Genomic DNA, 17,707 nt, shown 5'->3' on the forward strand with positions numbered 1-17,707 from the left:
AAGTACCTGTACCTTTCCCTCATCGATGTCCTGCGGGACGCGACGGTGCTCTCCTTCACCGGCAACGAGGGGCTCCTCTTCCGATATTCCCCGACCTCCCTCGAACGGGTGCGGGAACTCGCCTCGCGACGGTCGAAGGAGGAATGGATGTTCCTGCTCGACATCGCCTTCCGGTCCGAGCGGGACGTCCTGGCGACCGAGTTCCCCAACCTCGGATTCGAGTTGCTCCTGCTGCGGCTGGCGAACGCGCAGGGGCTGATGCCCCTCTCGGCCCTCGAGGCGGGGGAGGTTCCGGCCTCACCATCGGCCGCTTCGCCGCAGCCCGCGCCGACTTTTTCCCGCAAGGCGCCCCCGGCCGCTTCGACACCGGCGCCTCCCGAGGCTTCCGCCGCGGCGCCCGCTGCGAAGGCCGACGCGAGACCGGCCTCCCGGGAGGGGATTGCCGGTGGCGCGGGGTTGTGGGACGCCCTGAAGCGGACCGCGGAGGCGAAAAAGAAGGTCGTCCTGACGGGGCTGCTCAGCCAGATGGAGGGGGAAACGCAGGGCGGAGAGCTCGTCATCTCCTGCGGGAACGAGATGATCCTCGACCGGCTGAAGGATCCGGACAAGTGGGCCCTCCTCTTGTCCCTGGTGGAGGAGGCGGCCGGCCGCCCCGTCCCCGTGCGCTTGTCGGTTTCGGCGGAAAAAAAAAGCCCGGAGCCTGACGGCGCGCTGATTTCGGAGGAGGGTCTCGAGCGGAAGGCGCTTTCCGACCCCGTCGTCCTGGAGGCGCTGCGGGTGTTCGAGGGGTCGATGCTGGTGAAGGTGCAGCCGGCCCCCGCCGCGGTGGAGGAAGGCAAGGGCGAGGAGGCGGAGGAAGCGCCGATCGCGGAGGCGGCGGAAGAGGAGGAGAAATGACCGATTTCGGGGATATGATGAAGCAGGCCCAGGCGCTGCGCGAACGCTTCCAGCGGCTCCAGGAGGAGCTCGGGGCGAAGACCGTCGAGGGCTCCTCCGGCGGGGGGATGGTGGTCGTCGCGGCGAACGGGCGGCAGGAGGTCGTGTCGGTGCGCATCGAGAAGGAGGTGGTCTCGCCGGACGACGTGGGGATGCTGCAGGACCTGGTCCGCGCGGCCGTGAACGACGCCCTGGCGCGATCGAAGGAGATGGCGGCTTCCGAGCTGTCGAAGATCACCGGCGGCATGCTTCCCCCGGGGATCCTGTGACATCGGTCTACCCGAAGCCGCTGCGGCGGCTCGTCCACCTGCTGTCCCGCCTCCCCGGGATCGGGGAGAAGACGGCGACGCGCCTCTCGATGTTCCTCCTGCGGATGCCCCCGGAATTCGTCCGGGAGCTCGGCAACGCGATTTCCGGGATCCCGGAGTCCGTGATAAGATGCTCAAAATGTTTGAATATCGCCGATGAAGATCCATGTTCGCTGTGCACGGATCCCGCGCGTCGGGACGACCTGATCTGCGTGGTGGAAGGCCCTTCCGACATCGTGCCGATCGAGAAAAGCGGGGAATTCAAGGGGCGCTATCACGTTCTCGGAGGGGCGATCTCCCCGATCGACGGGGTGATGCCCGACGACATCCATGTGCGCGAGCTGCTCGACCGGGTCGGGCGCGGCGGCATAGCGGAAGTCGTGCTTGCGACCAACCTGACGGCCGAGGGGGAGGCGACCGCCTCGTACCTCGTCGGGGTGTTGAAGCCGCTGGGGCCGCGCGTGACGCGCATCGCGCACGGGCTGCCGGTGGGGGCCGACCTGGAGTACGCGGACGAGATCACCGTCGGAAAGGCGATGAAAGGGCGTCGCGACCTATAAACGAGGAGCGAGGGACATGAGCCAGAGCGGTGGAGCGAAGTTGCCGGTGAAGAACGAGCTGGGGTTCTTCGAGATCCGGTTGGAGAGCATCGGGGGGCTGGGCGCGAACGTGGCGGGGAAGATCCTCACGGAGGCGGCCATCATCGGGATGGGGATGAACGGCGCCGGGTTCGCGTCTTACGGCTCCGAGAAGAAGGGGACCCCGGTGAAGTCGTACATCCGGATCTGCGAGGCCGATACCCAGGTCCGGGTGAACAGCCCGATCGAGGAGCCGCACGTCCTGGCCGTCTTCCACGAGGCGCTGGCGAAGGCGGTCCCGGTGACGGCCGGCGCGGTCCCAGGCAAGACCACGGTGATCCTGAATACCCGCCGTACTCCCGAGGAGGCGCGCGACTACCTGAAGCTGGCGGGGGGGAAGGTCGGCACGGTCGACGCGATGGAGATCGCCATGCAGACCCGCTCCCGGGTCAACATGGTCATGATGGGCGCCGTCATGAAGGCCGCCGGCTTCTTCGAATGGAAGGCGGTCGAGGGGGCGATCGAGGAGCAGTTCGGGAAGAAGTACCCCGCGTTGATGAAGGGGAACCTCGATGCGCTGAAGCGCGGCTTCGACGAGGTGGCGTTCAGGGAATTCCCGGTGGACGGGAAATACCCCGCCGCGCCGTTCCAGAGGGAGCAGCCGAAGCTCGGATACGAGACGGCGCCGATCGGGGGAACGATCTACTCGGTGGGGAACATGCGGTTCAAGGACCTCTCCACCAGCCGCACGGGCATGATCCCGCTCTTCATCAAGGACAAGTGCGTGCGCTGCGGCGACTGCGACGTCACCTGCCCCGACTACTGCTTCGTCTGGGAGAAGGGGACGGACCCGAAGACCGGCAAGGAGGGGATGGTCCTGGAGGGAATCGACTACCAGTTCTGCAAGGGGTGCCTGCGCTGCACCTACATCTGCAAGTTCGGCGCGCTGGTTCCGGCCAAGGAAGCCGAGCAGGACATGGACAAGATCACCGTGAAACACAAGTTCCTGAAATAAGGAGAGGGAAGATGGCCCAGACGGCGAAGGCGGCGGGCGGCCGCCCCGAGCAGACGATGGTCGTCCAGAGCGGCAACGAGATCGCGGCGACGGCCGCCAAGCAGATCAACTACCACGTCATGGGGTACTACCCCATCACTCCGTCCACGGAGATCGCGGAGACGCTAGACGCGATGAAGGCGGAGGGCGAGCACACCATCCGGATGGTCCCGGGCGACGGCGAGCACGGGGCCGCCGGGATCTGCTACGGCGCGACGACGGCGGGCGGCCGGGTCTTCAACGCGACCTCGGCGAACGGCCTCCTTTACGCCTTCGAGCAGCTGCCGGTCCAGTCGGGGACGCGCTTTCCGATGGTGTTCAACATCGTCACCCGCGCCGTGTCCGGACCGCTCGACATCCGCGGCGACCACAGCGACATCATGCTGGCGATGAACACCGGCTGGATCGTCCTGATGGCGTCGGACGCCCAGGCCGTCTACGACATGAACATCATAGCGCCGAAGATCGGCGAGGACATGGAGGTCCGCCTCCCGGTCTTCGTGGCGTTCGACGGCTTCTTCACCTCCCACCAGAAGCGCCGGGTCGAGATCTTCGCGGACGACCGGGTGGTACGGGACTTCCTGGGCCCCTTCGTCCCCACCGTGACGTCGGTCGACCCGTCGAAGCCGGTGACCATCGGCCCGTACATGAACGACCCGGACCAGATCAACAACAAGAAGCAGCAGGCCGACGCGATGCTGCGCGCGGACGGCGTGGTGAAGAAGGTCTTCGCGGAGTACGCGGCGCTCTCCGGCCGGCGCTACGACCCGCTCGAGCTGTACCGGATGGAGGACGCCGAGGCCGCCCTGTTCATCCTGAACTCCGCGGCCGAGACGGCCAAGGAGGCGGTGGACGCCCTCCGGAAAGAGGGCTTGAAGGTCGGCCTGGTGCGCCCCAACGTCATCCGCCCCTTCCCGCTGGAGGAAGTCCGCGAGGCCATGAAGAAGGTGAAGGGGCTCGTGGTGGCGGACCGGCAGGACAACTACGGCGCTTACGGCGGGGCCATGGCGGTCGAGGTGCGCGCCGCGCTGCAGGGGGTCCCGGGCAACGCGACGCAGATCGCCGCGCGGGTGTACGGCACCGGCGGGAAGGAGTTCTTCGTCGAGGACGCGGCGCAGATGCTGCGCGAGGCGGTCGGGATCGCGAAGACCGGGAAGGTGGAGGTCCCCTACTCGTACTTCGGCGTGAATCCCGGGGAGACCGGCTACACTCCGGCCAAGGCGTACGAGCCGATCGCCGAGGCGGACGCGTCGGGGATCCTGCGCGTCGAGGTGTCGCCGGAAGGGAAGATGGACGTGAAGGGGAACGTGCTGCGCAACCTGACCGGGCGGCCCAAGCGGATCGCGCCGGGGCACGGCGCCTGCCCGGGGTGCGGCATCTTCGTGAACCTGAACACGTTCCTGAAAGGGATCGAGGGGCACGTGGTGACGCTCTTCCACACCGGCTGCGGCATGGTGGTCACCACCGGCTACCCCTTCACCGCGCACAAGAACACCTACATCCACAACCTCTTCCAGAACGGGTCGGCGACCCTTTCCGGCGTGGTGGAGATGTTCGAGGAGCGCAAGGTCCGCGGCGAGATCCCGAAGGACGAGAAGATCACCTTCATCATGGTCACCGGGGACGGCGGCCACGATATCGGGATGGGGCCGTCCATCGGCGCCGCGATGCGCGGGAACCGGATGATCATCCTCGAGTACGACAACCAGGGGTACCAGAACACCGGCTCCCAGCTCTCGTTCACCGTGTCGCTGGGACAGTCCACCTCGACGTCGAACTACGGGCCGTTCCAGAAGGGGAAGGCCACCCACCACAAGGACACCGCGCAGATCTTCGCCGCCTGCCATGTCCCCTACGTCGCCACGGCGGCCGAATGCGACCCGCGGGACATGATCCGCAAGGCGGCCAAGGCCCAGAAATACGCGGAGGAAGGGCTCGTCTTCGTGAAGCTGATCTCCATGTGCCCGCTGGCGTGGAAGACGGAGGAGCGGATGTCCGTCCCCATCATCCAGTCGGCCGTCGACTGCTGCTTCTTCCCGCTCTACGAGGTCGAGCGCGGGATCACGACGCTGAACTACGACCCGGAGGAGAAGGGGAAGAAGGTGCCGGTGACGGAATGGCTCAAGCAGATGGGGAAGACCAAGCATCTGCTGAAGCCCGACTGCAAGGAGCAGCTCGACCGGTTCCAGGCCGAGGTCGACCGCCGCTGGCTCCGGCTGAAGGAGATGCACAAGAACCCGTACCTTTAGATAATTTTTCCCGGGGAGGGCGGCTGTGATATCTTCCAGACCGATGCGCTCGAATCGTTTCATCCTGCGGGAACGGGAATACGGGGCGTTCCTCGCCTCCTTGAGGAAGCTCCGCGCCGACGCGTTCGCCAAGGCCGTCTTCCTGGTGGAAAAGAACGGGACGCTGCTGGCGTCCACCGGGGAGGCCCAGGGGGTCGACGCCACGGCGCTGGCCTCCCTCGCCGCGGGGAACATCGCCGCCACGGGCGGGCTCGCCAACCTCATCGGGGAAAAGGAGTTTTCCATCCTGTTCCACGAGGGGGAGCGGGACAACATGCACATCTCCGTCGTCGGAGACCGTCTCATCCTCGTCGTGATATTCGATCGCCGCTCCTCCGTGGGGCTGGTCCGGCTGAGGGTCCGGCGCGCCTCGCAGGAGCTCGCGCAGATCCTCGCGGCCGTCGAGGAGAACGCGGGGGAGGAGGAGGGAGTGATCGAGGAGCTGACCGAGGAAGATATCGAGAGCCTGTTCCGGTAAGAGAATGTCCTTCATCAACTACTCGTCCCGGGAGATCAACTGCAAGATCGTCTACTACGGCCCGGGACTGTGCGGCAAGACGACGAACCTCCAATACATCTACAAGCGGATGGCCCCCGATGCGCGCGGGAAGATGATCTCCCTGGCCACGGAGACGGAGCGCACCCTCTTCTTCGACTTCCTCCCCCTGTCGCTCGGAGATGTCCGCGGGTTCAAGACCCGCTTCCACCTTTACACCGTCCCGGGCCAGGTCTTCTACGACGCCAGCCGCCGGCTAATCCTCCGCGGCGTGGACGGCGTGGTGTTCTGCGCCGATTCCCAGCTCGCCCGGATGGACGCCAACATGGAGTCCATCGAGAACCTGCGGCTGAACCTCGAGGAGCAGGGGTACAACCCCGACAAGGTGCCGCTGGTGATCCAGTACAACAAGCGCGACCTGCCCGGCATCGCCTCGGTGTCCGAGATGCACTCCCTGCTGAACCAGCGCAACGTCCCCGAGTTCGAGGCGTGCGCCTCCACGGGGGTCGGGGTGTTCGAGACGCTGAAATCGGCCATCAAGCTCATCCTGAACCAGTTGAAGAAGGGCGGCCGTTAGCGCGGGTTCCATGCGGGATTTCGAACTCATCGTAAGCATCGCCTCCCCCGCGGAACTCGAAGGGACCGACCTTTCGCCCTACGACGCCGTCTGCCTGGGCAGCCCCTACTGCCGCCGGGTAGAGGGGAACTACGCGGAGGCGCTGGAGACGCTCGGGGAGGCCGTGTCCCGCCTTCACGCCGCGGGCAGGAAGGCGTATGTGACCACGCCGGCGGCTCCGAGGGATGCGGACCTGCCCCACGTGGGACGCCTCATCGACGCAGCGGCGGCTGCCGGGGCGGACGCCCTCGAGGTGCACAGCCTGGGGGTGCTGCGGATGCTCCGGGAGAGGGGGAGACCGCTGCCCGCCCACATGGGCGCCTACGCGAACGTCTACACCCATCTCGCCGCGGAGGTGATGCGCGGCTCCGGCGCGGCGCGGGTGCGCCCCAACGCGGAGGTGTCGCTCGAGGAGGCGGCCGTGATCGGCCGGGACGGGGGGGTGGAGATCGAGCTGCTCGTCCACGGGAAGATCCCGCTGGGCGTGACGGACCGCTGCTTCCTCCTCACGGAGCCGGAGGAGACCGACCCGAAATGCCCCGCCGCCTGCCGGGAGGAGCGCTGGCTGACCACTCCGCAGTGGGGTCTGAAGACGGTCGGCAAGGGAGTCCTCTCCGGGCGCGACATGTGCCTGCTGGAGCATCTGCCCCGGCTGGTCCGGGAAGGTTTTTGCGTCTTCCGGGTGGAAGGGCTGTACGAGTCGGCCGGGTACCGCTCGGAGATCGGCGCCGTCTACCGGGAGGCGCTGGCGCTCGCGTTCGCGGGAGGAGAGTACGCGATCCCGGACCGTTGGGCGGCGGCGGTCTACCGCCACGCGAAGCGGGGATTGTGCAACGGCTACCTCTTCGGGACGAGCGGCAGGGAATACGTCGGGACGGCGTTGATGGGAAAACCGCCGGGGATAAAATAGGGAGATGGCGGAACTTCTGGCATCCGGCGGCTCGCTCGAGATGGTCCGCGCGGCGTTCGACCACGGGGCGGACGCCGTCTACGTGGGCGTGAAGGGATGGAGCCGGCGCCGCGCATTGTACGAGATGGACGACGCGCAGATCGCGGAGGCCGCGCGGTATGCCCGGTCCGCGGGGAAGATCCTGCGCGTGGCCTTCAACACCCTGCCGGCCTCGTCCGAGGCCCCGCTCTTCCTTTCCCGGGCCGAGGCGCTGTGGCGCGCCGGCATCCGCGACTTCATCCTGACCGATCCCGGGCTGATGACCGCCCTGAAGAACGCCCGCCCGGGCGCGATCATCCACGCCAGCGTGGGATGCACCATCGCCAACGTCCAGGAGGCGCTCTTCTACAAGGAAGCGGGCGCCTCGCAGATCGTCGCCGAGTGCCGGATGGGCAGAGACGCGATGCGGAGGATCAAGGCGGAGGCGGGGGTCGGCCTCGAGGTCCTGGTCCACGCCACCACGTGCTACACCCTGCTGGGCCGCTGCACGATGAGCAGCTACGCCCGCTTCGCGCACCAGGTCGACGCGGACGGCAAGGACCATTTCCCCGGCAGTCCCAACCGCGGCGGGCTGTGCTACCGCATCTGCCTCACCGACTGGGACCTCGTGGACGGGACGGGAGCGCCTGAGGCGACGGGCGTGAAGATGCCCAACCCGGCGTTCTTCCGCGTCGACGACATCCCGGATCTGCTCGACCTCGGCGTCGACACCATCAAGATCCAGGGCCGGGAATACTCCACGGCGCTGGTGGGGGAGATGGTGCGGTTCTACCGGGACCTGATCGACGCCTGCGTGCGCGACCGCGCGGGGTTCCGGATGGAACCCTTCCGGGAGCGGATGGCGTCCATCGTGGCGGCGCGGGACGCCGAGCGGAGGGAGAAGACCGCCGGCCTGATCGGGGAAGCGCGCGGCGACCTGCCCCCCGGAGCGCAGTAGACATGCCCGTATCCGCCGCCGCAGTAGGAGGCTGGTGAGAAATGCGGGCTAGTTTCCGCCCGATTTCCTCGGCTTCAGCACCGAGCGGATCTTCGCCGCGAGCGCCTGCACCGTGTACGGCTTCCCGATGAAATCGAGGTTCGAGTCGAGGATGCCGTGGTGTACGATGACGTCCTCCGTGTACCCCGAGGTGAACAGCGTCTTCATCGACGGGTGCGTCTTCGACATCCGCTCGGACAGCTCCCGCCCGTTCATCCCCGGCATGACGATGTCGGTCATCAGCAGGTCGATCCGCCCCTTGTTCCAGTCCGCGAGCATCAGGGCTTCCTCGCCGCTGCGGGCCTCGATCACCTTGTAGCCGAGGTCGCCCAGGATCCGGGAGGCCACCTGGCGCACGGTCTCCTCGTCCTCGACCAGCAGGATCGTCTCGCTTCCCTTCAGCCGTTCGAGGGGCAGCCCTTCCCGGACCAGCCGCTCGGCCTGGCTGGCGACCCGGGGCAGATAGATCTTGAACGTGGTCCCCATGCCGGTTTCCGAGTAGGCCTGGATGGCGCCTCCCGCCTGCCGGACCACGCCGAAGATCGTGGCCAACCCCAGCCCCGTCCCGAGTCCTTTCCCCTTTGTCGTGAAGAACGGCTCGAAGAGGTGCCGCTTCACCTCGTCGGTCATCCCGTGCCCGGTGTCGCTGACGGAGAGCAGGACGTACTCGCCGGGGTTCGACTGCGGGTGGGACGCGCAGTAGCTCCCGTCCAGGACGACGTTCGACGTCGATATGAAGAGGCTGCCGCCCTCCGGCATGGCGTCCCGCGCGTTGACGGCGAGGTTGACCAGCACCTGCTCGAACTGCCCGGGGTCGACCTTGACGGAGCCGAGCTCCTCGCCCAGCGACGCCTTGAAGGTCACGTTCTCGCCGATGAGGCGGACGAGCATCTGCTGGATGTTGCGGACGAGGTCGTTCAGGCTCAGCACCCTGGGCTCGATGATCTGCTTGCGGGAAAAAGCGAGGAGCTGCCGCGTCAGCGAGGCGGCGCTGCCTGCGGCCTTCATCACCTGGTCGAGGGGACGGACCAGGGGGTCGGAAGCGCTCAGCGACATCCGGGCCAGCTCGGCGTTCCCGGTGACGACCGTCAGGATGTTGTTGAAGTCGTGCGCGATCCCTCCCGCCAGCCTTCCCACCGCCTCCATCTTCATGGCCTGCTGGAGCTGCTCCTGCAGCCGCATCCTCTCCGAGATGTCCCGGTGCGTGACCACGAGGGAGCTCACCACCGGGTCGGCCAGCAGGTTGGTGCTGACCGCCTCCACGGAGATCCATCTCCCTTCCTTGTGGCGGGCCCGGTATTCGACCGCGACGTTGCGCCCCGGCTCCCGGAGCGTCTCGCCGAACACCCGCCGGACGTTCTCGATGTCGTCCGGATGGACGTGGTCGGTCGCCGGCTTCCCGACCAGCTCCTCCGGCCGGTAGCCCGTGATCCGCTCCAGCGGCCCGCTGACGGAGGAGATGGTCCCCCGTTCGTCGATCAGCGTGATCACGTCGTTGGAGTTCTGGACCAGCCGCTTGAACCGCTCCTCGCTCCGGCGCAGCGCCTCCTCCGCGAGCTTCCCCTCGGTCACGTTCCGCGCGATCCCGAGGAGGCGGGAGGGCTTTCCCTCCGCATCGCGCTGGAGCGTGCCGGTGGCCTCGATCCACCGGACCGTCCCGTCCTCCAGGGGGACGCGGAACTCGATCCCGAAATCCCTTTCCCCGCGCAGGGCGGCCCAGATCATGGTCTCCAACGCTTCCCGGTCGTCGGGATGGACGCTCCGGAACAGGTCGACCAGCCCCGGGTGGCGGAAGCCTTCCGGCCTGCCGAACAGCTCGTGGACCGGGCCGACCTCGAGATGCCCCTTTTCGACGTTGACCTCCCAGGCGACGATGTGGGCGGCGTCGAGCGTGAGCTTCAGCCGCTCCTCGCTCTCCCGCAGCGCCTCGTCCATCCGCCTGCGCTCGGTGATGTCCGCCAGCACGCCGATGCTGCCGGCGAACGCCCCCTTCTCGTCGTACAGCGGCGTGATGTAGAGGCTGCAGTCTACCGTGGTTCCGTCTTTCCGTCTGCGGCGGACCTCCCGGCCGTGGACGGTTTCCCCTTTCCGGACACGGACCTGGTTTTCCCGGAATTCCCCCCCGCTTTTCTCGGGCACGATCGGCAGCGGGCGTCCCATGACCTCCTCCGCGCTCCAGCCGAACATCTTTTCCGCCGCCCGGTTCCACACCATCCGGACCCGCTCCTCGGTGTCGATTCCGATGATCGCCGTGGGCACGGTGTCGATGATCACCCGTAAAAGGTCGTTGGCCTGGATCAGCGCCTCCGCGGCCCGCTCGCGCTCGGTGATGTCGTGGTTGATCCCCTGGTAGGCGATGATCTCGCCGTTCCCGTTCCGGACGGCGTGGGCCGTCGCGAGCACGATGCGCCGTTCGCCGTCCTTCCGCTTCACCACGATCCGGTGGTCCTTCACGAACCCGTCTTCCTCCAGCTTCCGGCGGAACTCCAGTCTTTCCGCAGGGTCCGCGTAGATGTCGGTCCCGATGTCCAGGCCGAGCATCTCCTCCCTGGATTCGTATCCGAAGAACTCGACGCCGGCGGGATTGATGTCGATATACCGACCGTCCGGCGTCACGACGAAGATGATGTCCTTCGAATTCTCGAAAAGCAGCCGGTAGAATTCCTTCGTTTCCATGGTCAGTGACTCATGTCCCCCTCGCGGAAATAGTCCTCGAGCGCGCGCTCCACCACGCGGTCCGGCGTCACCCGATACTCGCGGCAGAACTGCTCCAGACGGCCGGCCAGCTCCGCGGGCAGCCTCACCGAGACCGTCACCGGGCGGGAGCTTCCGTTATCCCCGCCTTCGTCCGCCGCAGCTCTCATACGGTTCCCCCTTTTCTTTCCGGGCGGAAATGCCGGTGGAGCAGCGCGAGCAGCTCCCGGGCGTCGCCCACGTCAGACCGGATTCCCTCATGCACGATGGCCCCGTTCCGGAAGATCGCGTGCCGGTCCATGAGCCGGTAGCCGGTCTCCGCGTCATGTTCCGCCAGAAGGATCGTCACCCGCCCTTTAAGGTCCGACTCGATCGCGGAGACGAACCGGTCCCGGACTTCCCGCGAGAGGCCGAGGAGCGGCTCGTCCATCAGCAACAGCGCCGGCTCCCCGATCAGGGCGCGCCCGAGGATCAGCATCTGGCGCTCCCCTCCCGAGAGCACACCCGCCGGCTCCCGGGCCTTTTCCCCGAGGATGGGGAACATCGACAGCACGCGCTCCAGGGCGGCTTCCCGCCGCGCCGCCGGGAGAAGCCACGCCCCCGCGTCGAGGTTCTCCCGCACCGACATCCGCACCGCCACGCGCGACCGGTCGGAGAAGTACCGGATCCCGCGCGCCGCCCGCGCGTGGGCCGGCAATCCCGTCAGCTCCTCCCCTCCGCAGGCGATGCTCCCCCGGGTGACGGGTACCAGCCCCGCGATCCCCTTGAGAAGCGTCGTCTTCCCCGATCCGTTCGGCCCGAAGATCGCCACCGTCTCCCCTTCCCGCACCGAGAGGGAGACTTCCTGCACCGCCACCACCTCTCCGAAGGCGATCGTCACGCCGCGGATCTCCAGCCGTGGGGCCCCGGTCGCCGGCGCCATCTAAACCGTCCTCTCGCGCGCGATGCGCCCGCCCTCGAGGTGCAGGATGCGGCGGCAGACGCTTTTCAGGAGCGGGGGATTGTGGGAAACGAGAAGGAACGCCGCCCCGTCCTCGATGTTCGCCGCCCGCAGGAGCGCGACGAGCTCCTCCTCGTCGGTCGCGGACAGGGCGGAAAAGACCTCGTCCAGGATCATCAGGCGCGGCCGGCAGGCCAGCGCCCGGGCGAACTCGAGCCGCCGCAGCGATCCCTGCGACAGGCGGGCGCAGGGGAGTTGCCGCTGCCCGGAAAGCCCCACGCGCGAAAGGAGGGCTTCGATCGCGCTCTCGTCCGCCGGCGCGGGAAGGGCGACGCGCACGGCGTCGCGCACCGAGAGGGCGGGGTAGGGGCGGGGGATCTGGAAGGTCCGGGAGATGCCGATCCGGTAGCGGGCGTCCAGCGGGAGCCGGGTGATGTCCCTGCCGTCGAAGCGCACGGTCCCTGTGTCCGGCGCGATCAGTCCCGAGAGGACGTTCACCAGCGTCGTCTTTCCGGCCCCGTTGGCCCCGAACAGGCCGACGGCTTCCCCGGGCGCGACGGAAAAGGACACATCGGAGAGCAGGACGTTGCTCTCGAACGATTTCGCGATCCCGCGGGCTTCGAGGAGAGGCGTCATGTCCGCTCCCGGAGCCGCCGGAGCGCGCCGGCGACTCCACCCGGGAAGAACCTCAGGATCAGCATCAGCGCGAGGGCGTAGAACAGGAGACGCGTGCCCGGCGGGACATCGAGCCCCTGTAGCAGGACGTGGAGGAGGAAGGCGGCGGCGACCGGGCCGAGGACGGAGCCGCGCCCTCCGACCGCGGCGAACGTGGCCGCCTGGAAGGAGAGCTCGAGGGAGAAGTCCGCCGCCGTCGCCCTCCCGACGTGCGCGGCGTAGCCCGCGCCGGCGGCTCCGGCGAGCGCGGCCGCGATCGTGAATGCGCGGCATTTTTGTTTCGCGACGTCGACCCCCGAGGCCAGGGCGGTCATCTCGCTACCTTCGAGCGCGCGCAGGACCAGCCCCTGGCGCGACCGCCGGAGGAGGAGCATGACGCCCGTCGCCGCCGCCAGGAAGACGAGGGCGGCGTAGTACGCGGCGAGCGGCGATCCCGCGCCCCACGGCAGCGAAACCGGGATCCCCCCCTCGCCTCCCCAGGCGTACTCCCCCGGTCCCGACAGGAAGACATTGCCCAGCACCAGCTCGTGGGCGGCCTCTCCGAGGGCGAGCGTCAGGACCGCGACGAAGGGGCCCTTGAGCGGCGCCGCCAGTACGCCCACCGCGGCCCCCGCCAGCGCCGACAGGAGGACGGCCGCGGCCGCCGCGAGGGCGATCGGCCAGTGCAGCAGCGTGGTGAGGGAGGCGCAGGCGTACGTCGCGGCGCCGAAAAAAAGCGCATGGCAGAGGGAGACCTGCCCCGCCAGTCCTCCGACGATGTCCCAGGATCCGGCGAACGCCGCCAGCAGGAACCCCGTGGTGAGGACGTCGAGCAGGAACGGGTCCCGGCTCGCGAGGGGGAGCAGGAGCAGCCCTCCCGCCGCCGCGGTCCAGGCCGCCGTATTGCCGAGAGCGAGATTCCTTCCCATCGCTTCCCGATTCTATAATGAAGTGTGCCCATTCCCGAAGAAATCGTGGGTCCCCGCTCGCGGGACGAGATTTCGCGCGGTTTCGACCGCCTGATCGGTGAGGGGAGGGTCTACGGGGCGGAGATCAACCCTTCCGTCATCAAGAAGAGCGGCGCCGCCTCGCCGTTCCTGGTGTCCGAAAGGCCCTCCGCGAGGAAACTCCTTTCGCGCTGGGAGGAGATCTTCCGGAACCGGATCGCCCCCGACGAGCTGTTCGCCGCGGTCTCCGCCGCGATCGGCGATTTCGAGCACGGCGACAACCTCCTCCTGTTCGGGCCCGACCGGGTCATCTACGACACGCAGATCCTCCATTCCGGCGTCCCGGCAGGGAACATGACGCTGTACTTTCAGGCGGGGCGCGACGAGCGGTTCGGGTGGAAGGAGTACCTCGCCGGGCGGAGGCTGCGGGTCGTCTACATCGAGCAGATCCGCCTCCGGGAGCGCAGCTCGGGGTACGCCTCGTCGCTGTTCCAGCGCTACGAGCGGCTGTTCCGCGACCTCGGCTTCCACCAGTTCCGGCTGAAGGCGTCGCTGTCGGTGGGGAAGTACTACTGGGCGAAGGAGGGATTCGACTTCATCGAGCGTTCGGACGTCGGGCGGATGCGGGAGGAGCTCCGCGCGCTGGTCCGCTCGCTCGGGCTTTCCGTGGAGGATGCGGAGATCGCCCGGCTGACCTGCGCGCACGACTTCGGGATGTTCCGCCGCGACCTGAAGGTGCCCGTCTACCGGAGCGCGGAGGGGTATTATTCGACGGTCCGGGACGACGTCTTCCGGGAGGAGGGATTCTTCCCGCTCGGCAAGGCGTTCCTCCTGTGCGGGCAGCCCTGGGACGGCTTCAAGGTCATCTACACGGACACTCCGCGCCGGACGGGATTCGTCCACTCGGATGAGTATCGGCTCCACGAGGTGCGCCGGGGGCACAGGGAAAACGGCAGGCGGCTGTCCTGGCTGATGAAGGGGATCTACCGGGAGGAGCTGCACCGGAGCCTCGTGTTCCTCGATCCGTACACGGCGGGGCTGGAGCACGTCCACAGGGTGCACTCCCCGGCGTACGTCGAGGCGTTCCGGAAGAGCGTGGAGGGAGGCGCCCGCACCTTCGTCACGCGCGACTGCTCCGTCTCCCCGGGGTCGTACCGCGCCGCGCTCCTGGCGGCGGGCGGGGTGATGGCGGCCGTCGACGCGGTGATGAACGGTCGTGTGGAAAACGCGTTCTGCGCCGTCCGTCCGCCGGGACACCACGCGGGGAGGGCGGCCGCCGCGGGCTTCTGCTTCATCAACAACGTCGCCGTGGGGGCCGCGTACGCGAGGGCGGTCCACGGGGTGGAGCGGGTCTTCGTCCTCGACTGGGACGTCCACCACGGGAACGGCACGCAGGAGATCTTCGAGGAGGACCCCTTCGTTTATTTCTGCAGCATCCACGAGCACCCTTCCTTCTGTTATCCGGGGACCGGGCGGAGGACGGAGACGGGGCGGGGAGCGGGGGAAGGGACCACGCTGAACCTGCCGCTACAGCCCGGCACGGACGACCGGGAGCTGGAGGAGACGTTCGAGCGGCACGTCGTCCCGGCCGTCGAGCGGTTCCGCCCCGGGCTGATCCTGGTCTCCGCGGGGTTCGACGCCCACGCCGCGGACCCGATCGCCGAGCTTTCGTTGACCGAAGCGTCCTATACTTACATGACCTGCCGGCTGTGCGGGCTGGCGGAGAGACTGTGCCGGGGGCGGATCGTGTCCGTGCTGGAGGGAGGGTATGCGCAGGCCTCCCTGCCATCCTGCGCGGCGGCGCACCTGCGGGCCCTCCAGGGAAGGAGCTGATACGACATGTTCGTCGGAAAACGGATGAAGACCGGGGTCGTCACGGTTTCGCCGGCGGATACGCTTCGCCGCGCCGGCTCCCTGCTGAAGGAGCACCGGATCCACCACCTGCCCGTGCTGGAAGGGGGCGAGCTCGTCGGGATCGTGACGGATACAGACATCCGGAACGCCCGGCTCGAGGAGGGGCGGGACGCGCCGGAATCCGCCCCGGCGGACCGCACGGTGGGCGAGGTGATGACGCGGGACGTCGTCACCCTCTCTCCCCGCGACACGGTAGAGGACGCCGCGCTCATCCTGCGCCGGATGCGGTTCGAGGCGATCCCCGTCGTGGAGGGGCGCCGGCTCGTGGGGATCGTCGCCAAGGCGGACATCATCGGCGCTTTCCTCGACACGTTGAACATCGAGGCGATCGGTGTTCGCGTCGATGTCCTCCTCCCGCAGGACATGGCGTCCGTCCTGCGGCTGATCCGCCTCCTCGGAGAGATGCAGCTCGCGATCCGCAGCCTCATCCTGTCGCCCCGCGGGGAGGAGTTCGCCGCTTACGTCCGCGTGTCGACGATCGACGTGGCCAGCGTCCGGGAGCGTCTGCGGAGCGCGGGCTTCCGCGTGCCCGATGCCGCGGAGCTGCTGGACAGAGGGGGACACTCTTGAGGAGGGGGACATACTTCGCTTCAAACGCGGGATGAAGTGGAAGCGTGTCCCCCGCCAGCAAAGTGTGTCCCCCGCCGGTTCGCCGCCCTACTTCTTCCGCTCCTCCGGGGTCTTCTTTTTCTCGACCTCGGGTTTTTCGGCTTCGGGTTTCGACTTGCCCGTTTTCCCGGGCGGGACGCAACCGCATCCGCATCCGCAGTTCTTCTCTTCGGCCATCCGTCTCACCTCCTTTCCGGTGGATCCTTTGGTTCCTTCGGTTTCGCCTGCTGCGCGCGCCGGCATCCGCAGATGCATCGCTTCGCGAAATCGCGGGGGAGCCGGTATTCCTGGAAGCTCTTCCCGGCCATCCGGACGATCCTTTCCTGGAGCTTCTTCTTTCCGTCGTGAAGCCGTTTCCGGAGCGCCCCTTCCGTGATGCCGAGGAAGGCGGCGGCGGACGCGGTCGGCAGCTCTTCGAGATAGCAGAGAAGGACCGGGAACCGGAGCGTGTCGGACAGCGAGGCGACGATCCGGCCGATCTCCTCCCGGAAAACATCGGCTTCCCGCCGTTCCTTCCCGGCGTCCAGTCCGGCGTCCGCCGGAGGAGACGTCAGCTCTCCCGCCTCCTCGATCGCCCGGAAACGGGCGTGTTCCCTGCGCGACGCCAGGGCGAGGTTCCGGGTGATCTTCCGAAGCCACGGGGGGAAGGCGCTTTCCTTCCGGAGCTCCTTCAAGGACCGGAACGCGGCAACGAACGCTTCCTGGGCGGCATCCTCCGCAAGCCCCCGATCCCTCAGGATCTGGAACGCCGTGGCATAGACGGGGTTCCGGTATCGCCGGACGATCTCACCGAAGGCCGCCGTATCGCCCTCCCTCGCCTTTCTGACGAGGTCGATTTCCTCTTCCCGTTGCATCCTCCCTCCTTTCCCTGCCTGTATAGATAATGCCACCGTGAAAATGTTACCGGTTGATTTGGTGAAACTTATATTAGAATGTTCTAACTATCTAACAGGGGGAACCATGGATCCTGACATCGCGTCCGAACGGGCGGAACTGATCAAGGCGTTTTCGCACCCCACCCGCCTGCAGATTCTTGCCGAGCTGAGCCGTGGGACCCGATGCGTCACGGACATGGAGGAAATTCTCCCGGTCAGCCAGGTCAACATCTCCCAGCATCTGACGGTCCTTCGGAACGCCAGGCTGGTGGACTTCGCCCAGGAAGGCGCGGTGCGTTGCTATTACCTGAGCCGTCCCAAGCTGGTCGAGGGAATATTGACATTGCTTTCCGCGGACCATCCGGTCCTCCGGAAGACCAGGGAGCAGATCGACAGGGAAAAGATCAAGAGCGGAAAGGAGAAGGTGACCATCCGTGGCTGAAGACTCCCGGATTCCTTTTCCGTGTGCACACCAGCTCTTGAAGCTGCAACGCTATACAGGAATAGGCAGACCAACACTGTGGAGGGAGGACGGCAGGAATGAAACTTGCGCTTGTGATATCCCAGACGGACCCTGAAGTGGTGTTCAACGTCTTCCGGCTTGCCAATTTCAGCCGAAAGGAAGGGGACGATGTCAAAGTCTTCCTGCTGGGCGCCGGAGTGGAGCTGGATGGGATCAAAGATCCGAAGTTCGATACGCGAGGGCAGGCGGAAAGCTTCCTTGCTGCGGGTGGGAATATCCTTGCCTGCGGGACATGTCTCAAACTGCGGAATTCCTCCGGCTCGGAGCTGTGCCCGCTTTCGACCATGAAAGATCTGCACGAGATGATCCGGGAGGCGGACCGCGTCATGACGTTCTGACAAGGGGAGTCG

General features: G+C 67.2%; 20 protein-coding genes. 13 read left to right on the forward strand and 7 right to left on the reverse strand.

All coding sequences use genetic code 11. The annotated features are described in order from the left end of the window. The 9 genes from AB1346_11020 to AB1346_11060 form a co-directional block, all read left to right on the forward strand. Positions 1 to 897: hypothetical protein (locus AB1346_11020; protein MEW6720970.1), on the forward strand; the 897-nt coding region annotated here is incomplete at its 5' end. Then, entirely contained in the window at positions 894 to 1,205 is a 312-nt protein-coding gene (locus tag AB1346_11025; GenBank protein ID MEW6720971.1) for a YbaB/EbfC family nucleoid-associated protein, read from the forward strand. The genes AB1346_11020 and AB1346_11025, both read left to right, overlap by 4 nt. After that, complete coding sequence (recR, locus tag AB1346_11030) at positions 1,202 to 1,804, forward strand: recombination mediator RecR (GenBank protein ID MEW6720972.1); 603 nt, start codon at positions 1,202 to 1,204, stop codon at positions 1,802 to 1,804. Before AB1346_11025 ends, recR begins: the two co-directional genes overlap by 4 nt. A 16-nt stretch (positions 1,805 to 1,820) precedes the next feature. Then, positions 1,821 to 2,837: a 2-oxoacid:acceptor oxidoreductase family protein gene (locus AB1346_11035; protein ID MEW6720973.1), complete on the forward strand. Its 1,017-nt coding sequence runs from the start codon at positions 1,821 to 1,823 to the stop codon at positions 2,835 to 2,837. An 11-nt stretch (positions 2,838 to 2,848) separates the two neighbouring features. Continuing rightward, on the forward strand, positions 2,849 to 5,125 hold the full coding sequence (locus tag AB1346_11040; protein ID MEW6720974.1) for a thiamine pyrophosphate-dependent enzyme: 2,277 nt from the start codon (positions 2,849 to 2,851) through the stop codon (positions 5,123 to 5,125). Between the two features lie 43 nt (positions 5,126 to 5,168). After that, positions 5,169 to 5,642 (forward strand): roadblock/LC7 domain-containing protein, encoded by a 474-nt coding sequence (locus AB1346_11045; GenBank protein MEW6720975.1) that lies wholly within the window; start codon positions 5,169 to 5,171, stop codon positions 5,640 to 5,642. 4 nt (positions 5,643 to 5,646) lie between these two features. Continuing rightward, the gene (locus AB1346_11050; protein ID MEW6720976.1) at positions 5,647 to 6,237 is read left to right on the forward strand and encodes an ADP-ribosylation factor-like protein; all 591 of its coding nucleotides are present in this window, start codon (positions 5,647 to 5,649) and stop codon (positions 6,235 to 6,237) included. A gap of 10 nt (positions 6,238 to 6,247) precedes the next feature. Then, on the forward strand, positions 6,248 to 7,186 hold the full coding sequence (locus AB1346_11055; GenBank protein ID MEW6720977.1) for a peptidase U32 family protein: 939 nt from the start codon (positions 6,248 to 6,250) through the stop codon (positions 7,184 to 7,186). Between the two features lie 4 nt (positions 7,187 to 7,190). After that, the gene (locus AB1346_11060) at positions 7,191 to 8,162 is read left to right on the forward strand and encodes a peptidase U32 family protein (protein MEW6720978.1); all 972 of its coding nucleotides are present in this window, start codon (positions 7,191 to 7,193) and stop codon (positions 8,160 to 8,162) included. A 48-nt stretch (positions 8,163 to 8,210) separates the two neighbouring features. Here the strand turns inward: AB1346_11060 and AB1346_11065 are convergent, their stop codons facing one another. Genes AB1346_11065 through AB1346_11085 form a run of 5 tightly spaced genes read right to left on the reverse strand, consistent with a single transcriptional unit; the run spans position 8,211 to position 13,418 of the window. Then, complete coding sequence (locus AB1346_11065; GenBank protein MEW6720979.1) at positions 8,211 to 10,877, reverse strand: PAS domain S-box protein; 2,667 nt, start codon at positions 10,875 to 10,877, stop codon at positions 8,211 to 8,213. Positions 10,878 to 10,879: 2 nt separating this feature from the next. After that, positions 10,880 to 11,065, reverse strand: coding sequence for a hypothetical protein (locus AB1346_11070; GenBank protein MEW6720980.1), 186 nt, complete (start codon positions 11,063 to 11,065; stop codon positions 10,880 to 10,882). After that, positions 11,062 to 11,817: an ATP-binding cassette domain-containing protein gene (locus AB1346_11075; GenBank protein ID MEW6720981.1), complete on the reverse strand. Its 756-nt coding sequence runs from the start codon at positions 11,815 to 11,817 to the stop codon at positions 11,062 to 11,064. Before AB1346_11075 ends, AB1346_11070 begins: the two co-directional genes overlap by 4 nt. After that, on the reverse strand, positions 11,818 to 12,471 hold the full coding sequence (locus AB1346_11080; protein ID MEW6720982.1) for an ATP-binding cassette domain-containing protein: 654 nt from the start codon (positions 12,469 to 12,471) through the stop codon (positions 11,818 to 11,820). Further along, complete coding sequence (locus AB1346_11085; GenBank protein ID MEW6720983.1) at positions 12,468 to 13,418, reverse strand: branched-chain amino acid ABC transporter permease; 951 nt, start codon at positions 13,416 to 13,418, stop codon at positions 12,468 to 12,470. The genes AB1346_11080 and AB1346_11085 overlap by 4 nt, the downstream gene beginning before the upstream one ends. 45 nt (positions 13,419 to 13,463) lie before the next feature. On the opposite strand from AB1346_11085, the gene AB1346_11090 reads away from it, so the two are divergent. Then, the gene (locus tag AB1346_11090; protein MEW6720984.1) at positions 13,464 to 15,269 is read left to right on the forward strand and encodes a histone deacetylase; all 1,806 of its coding nucleotides are present in this window, start codon (positions 13,464 to 13,466) and stop codon (positions 15,267 to 15,269) included. Positions 15,270 to 15,275: 6 nt separating this feature from the next. Next, the gene (locus AB1346_11095) at positions 15,276 to 15,920 is read left to right on the forward strand and encodes a CBS and ACT domain-containing protein (protein ID MEW6720985.1); all 645 of its coding nucleotides are present in this window, start codon (positions 15,276 to 15,278) and stop codon (positions 15,918 to 15,920) included. Positions 15,921 to 16,007: 87 nt separating this feature from the next. Here AB1346_11095 and AB1346_11100 read toward each other — a convergent pair whose 3' ends face one another. Both AB1346_11100 and AB1346_11105 read right to left on the reverse strand, forming a co-directional pair. Further along, the gene (locus tag AB1346_11100; GenBank protein ID MEW6720986.1) at positions 16,008 to 16,136 is read right to left on the reverse strand and encodes a hypothetical protein; all 129 of its coding nucleotides are present in this window, start codon (positions 16,134 to 16,136) and stop codon (positions 16,008 to 16,010) included. Positions 16,137 to 16,141: 5 nt separating this feature from the next. Beyond that, positions 16,142 to 16,813, reverse strand: a complete 672-nt coding sequence (locus tag AB1346_11105; protein MEW6720987.1) for an RNA polymerase sigma factor — start codon at positions 16,811 to 16,813, stop codon at positions 16,142 to 16,144. A 106-nt stretch (positions 16,814 to 16,919) separates the two neighbouring features. Between AB1346_11105 and AB1346_11110 the strand changes: the two genes are divergently transcribed. Both AB1346_11110 and AB1346_11115 read left to right on the forward strand, forming a co-directional pair. Then, entirely contained in the window at positions 16,920 to 17,276 is a 357-nt protein-coding gene (locus tag AB1346_11110) for a metalloregulator ArsR/SmtB family transcription factor (protein ID MEW6720988.1), read from the forward strand. Between the two features lie 98 nt (positions 17,277 to 17,374). Beyond that, a complete protein-coding gene (locus tag AB1346_11115; protein MEW6720989.1) occupies positions 17,375 to 17,695 on the forward strand; it encodes a DsrE family protein in 321 nt (106 codons plus the stop codon). The last annotated feature ends 12 nt before the right edge of the window (positions 17,696 to 17,707 follow it).

This window comes from Thermodesulfobacteriota bacterium (assembly GCA_040758155.1).
Taxonomy (GTDB): domain Bacteria; phylum Desulfobacterota; class Deferrimicrobia; order Deferrimicrobiales; family Deferrimicrobiaceae; genus UBA2219.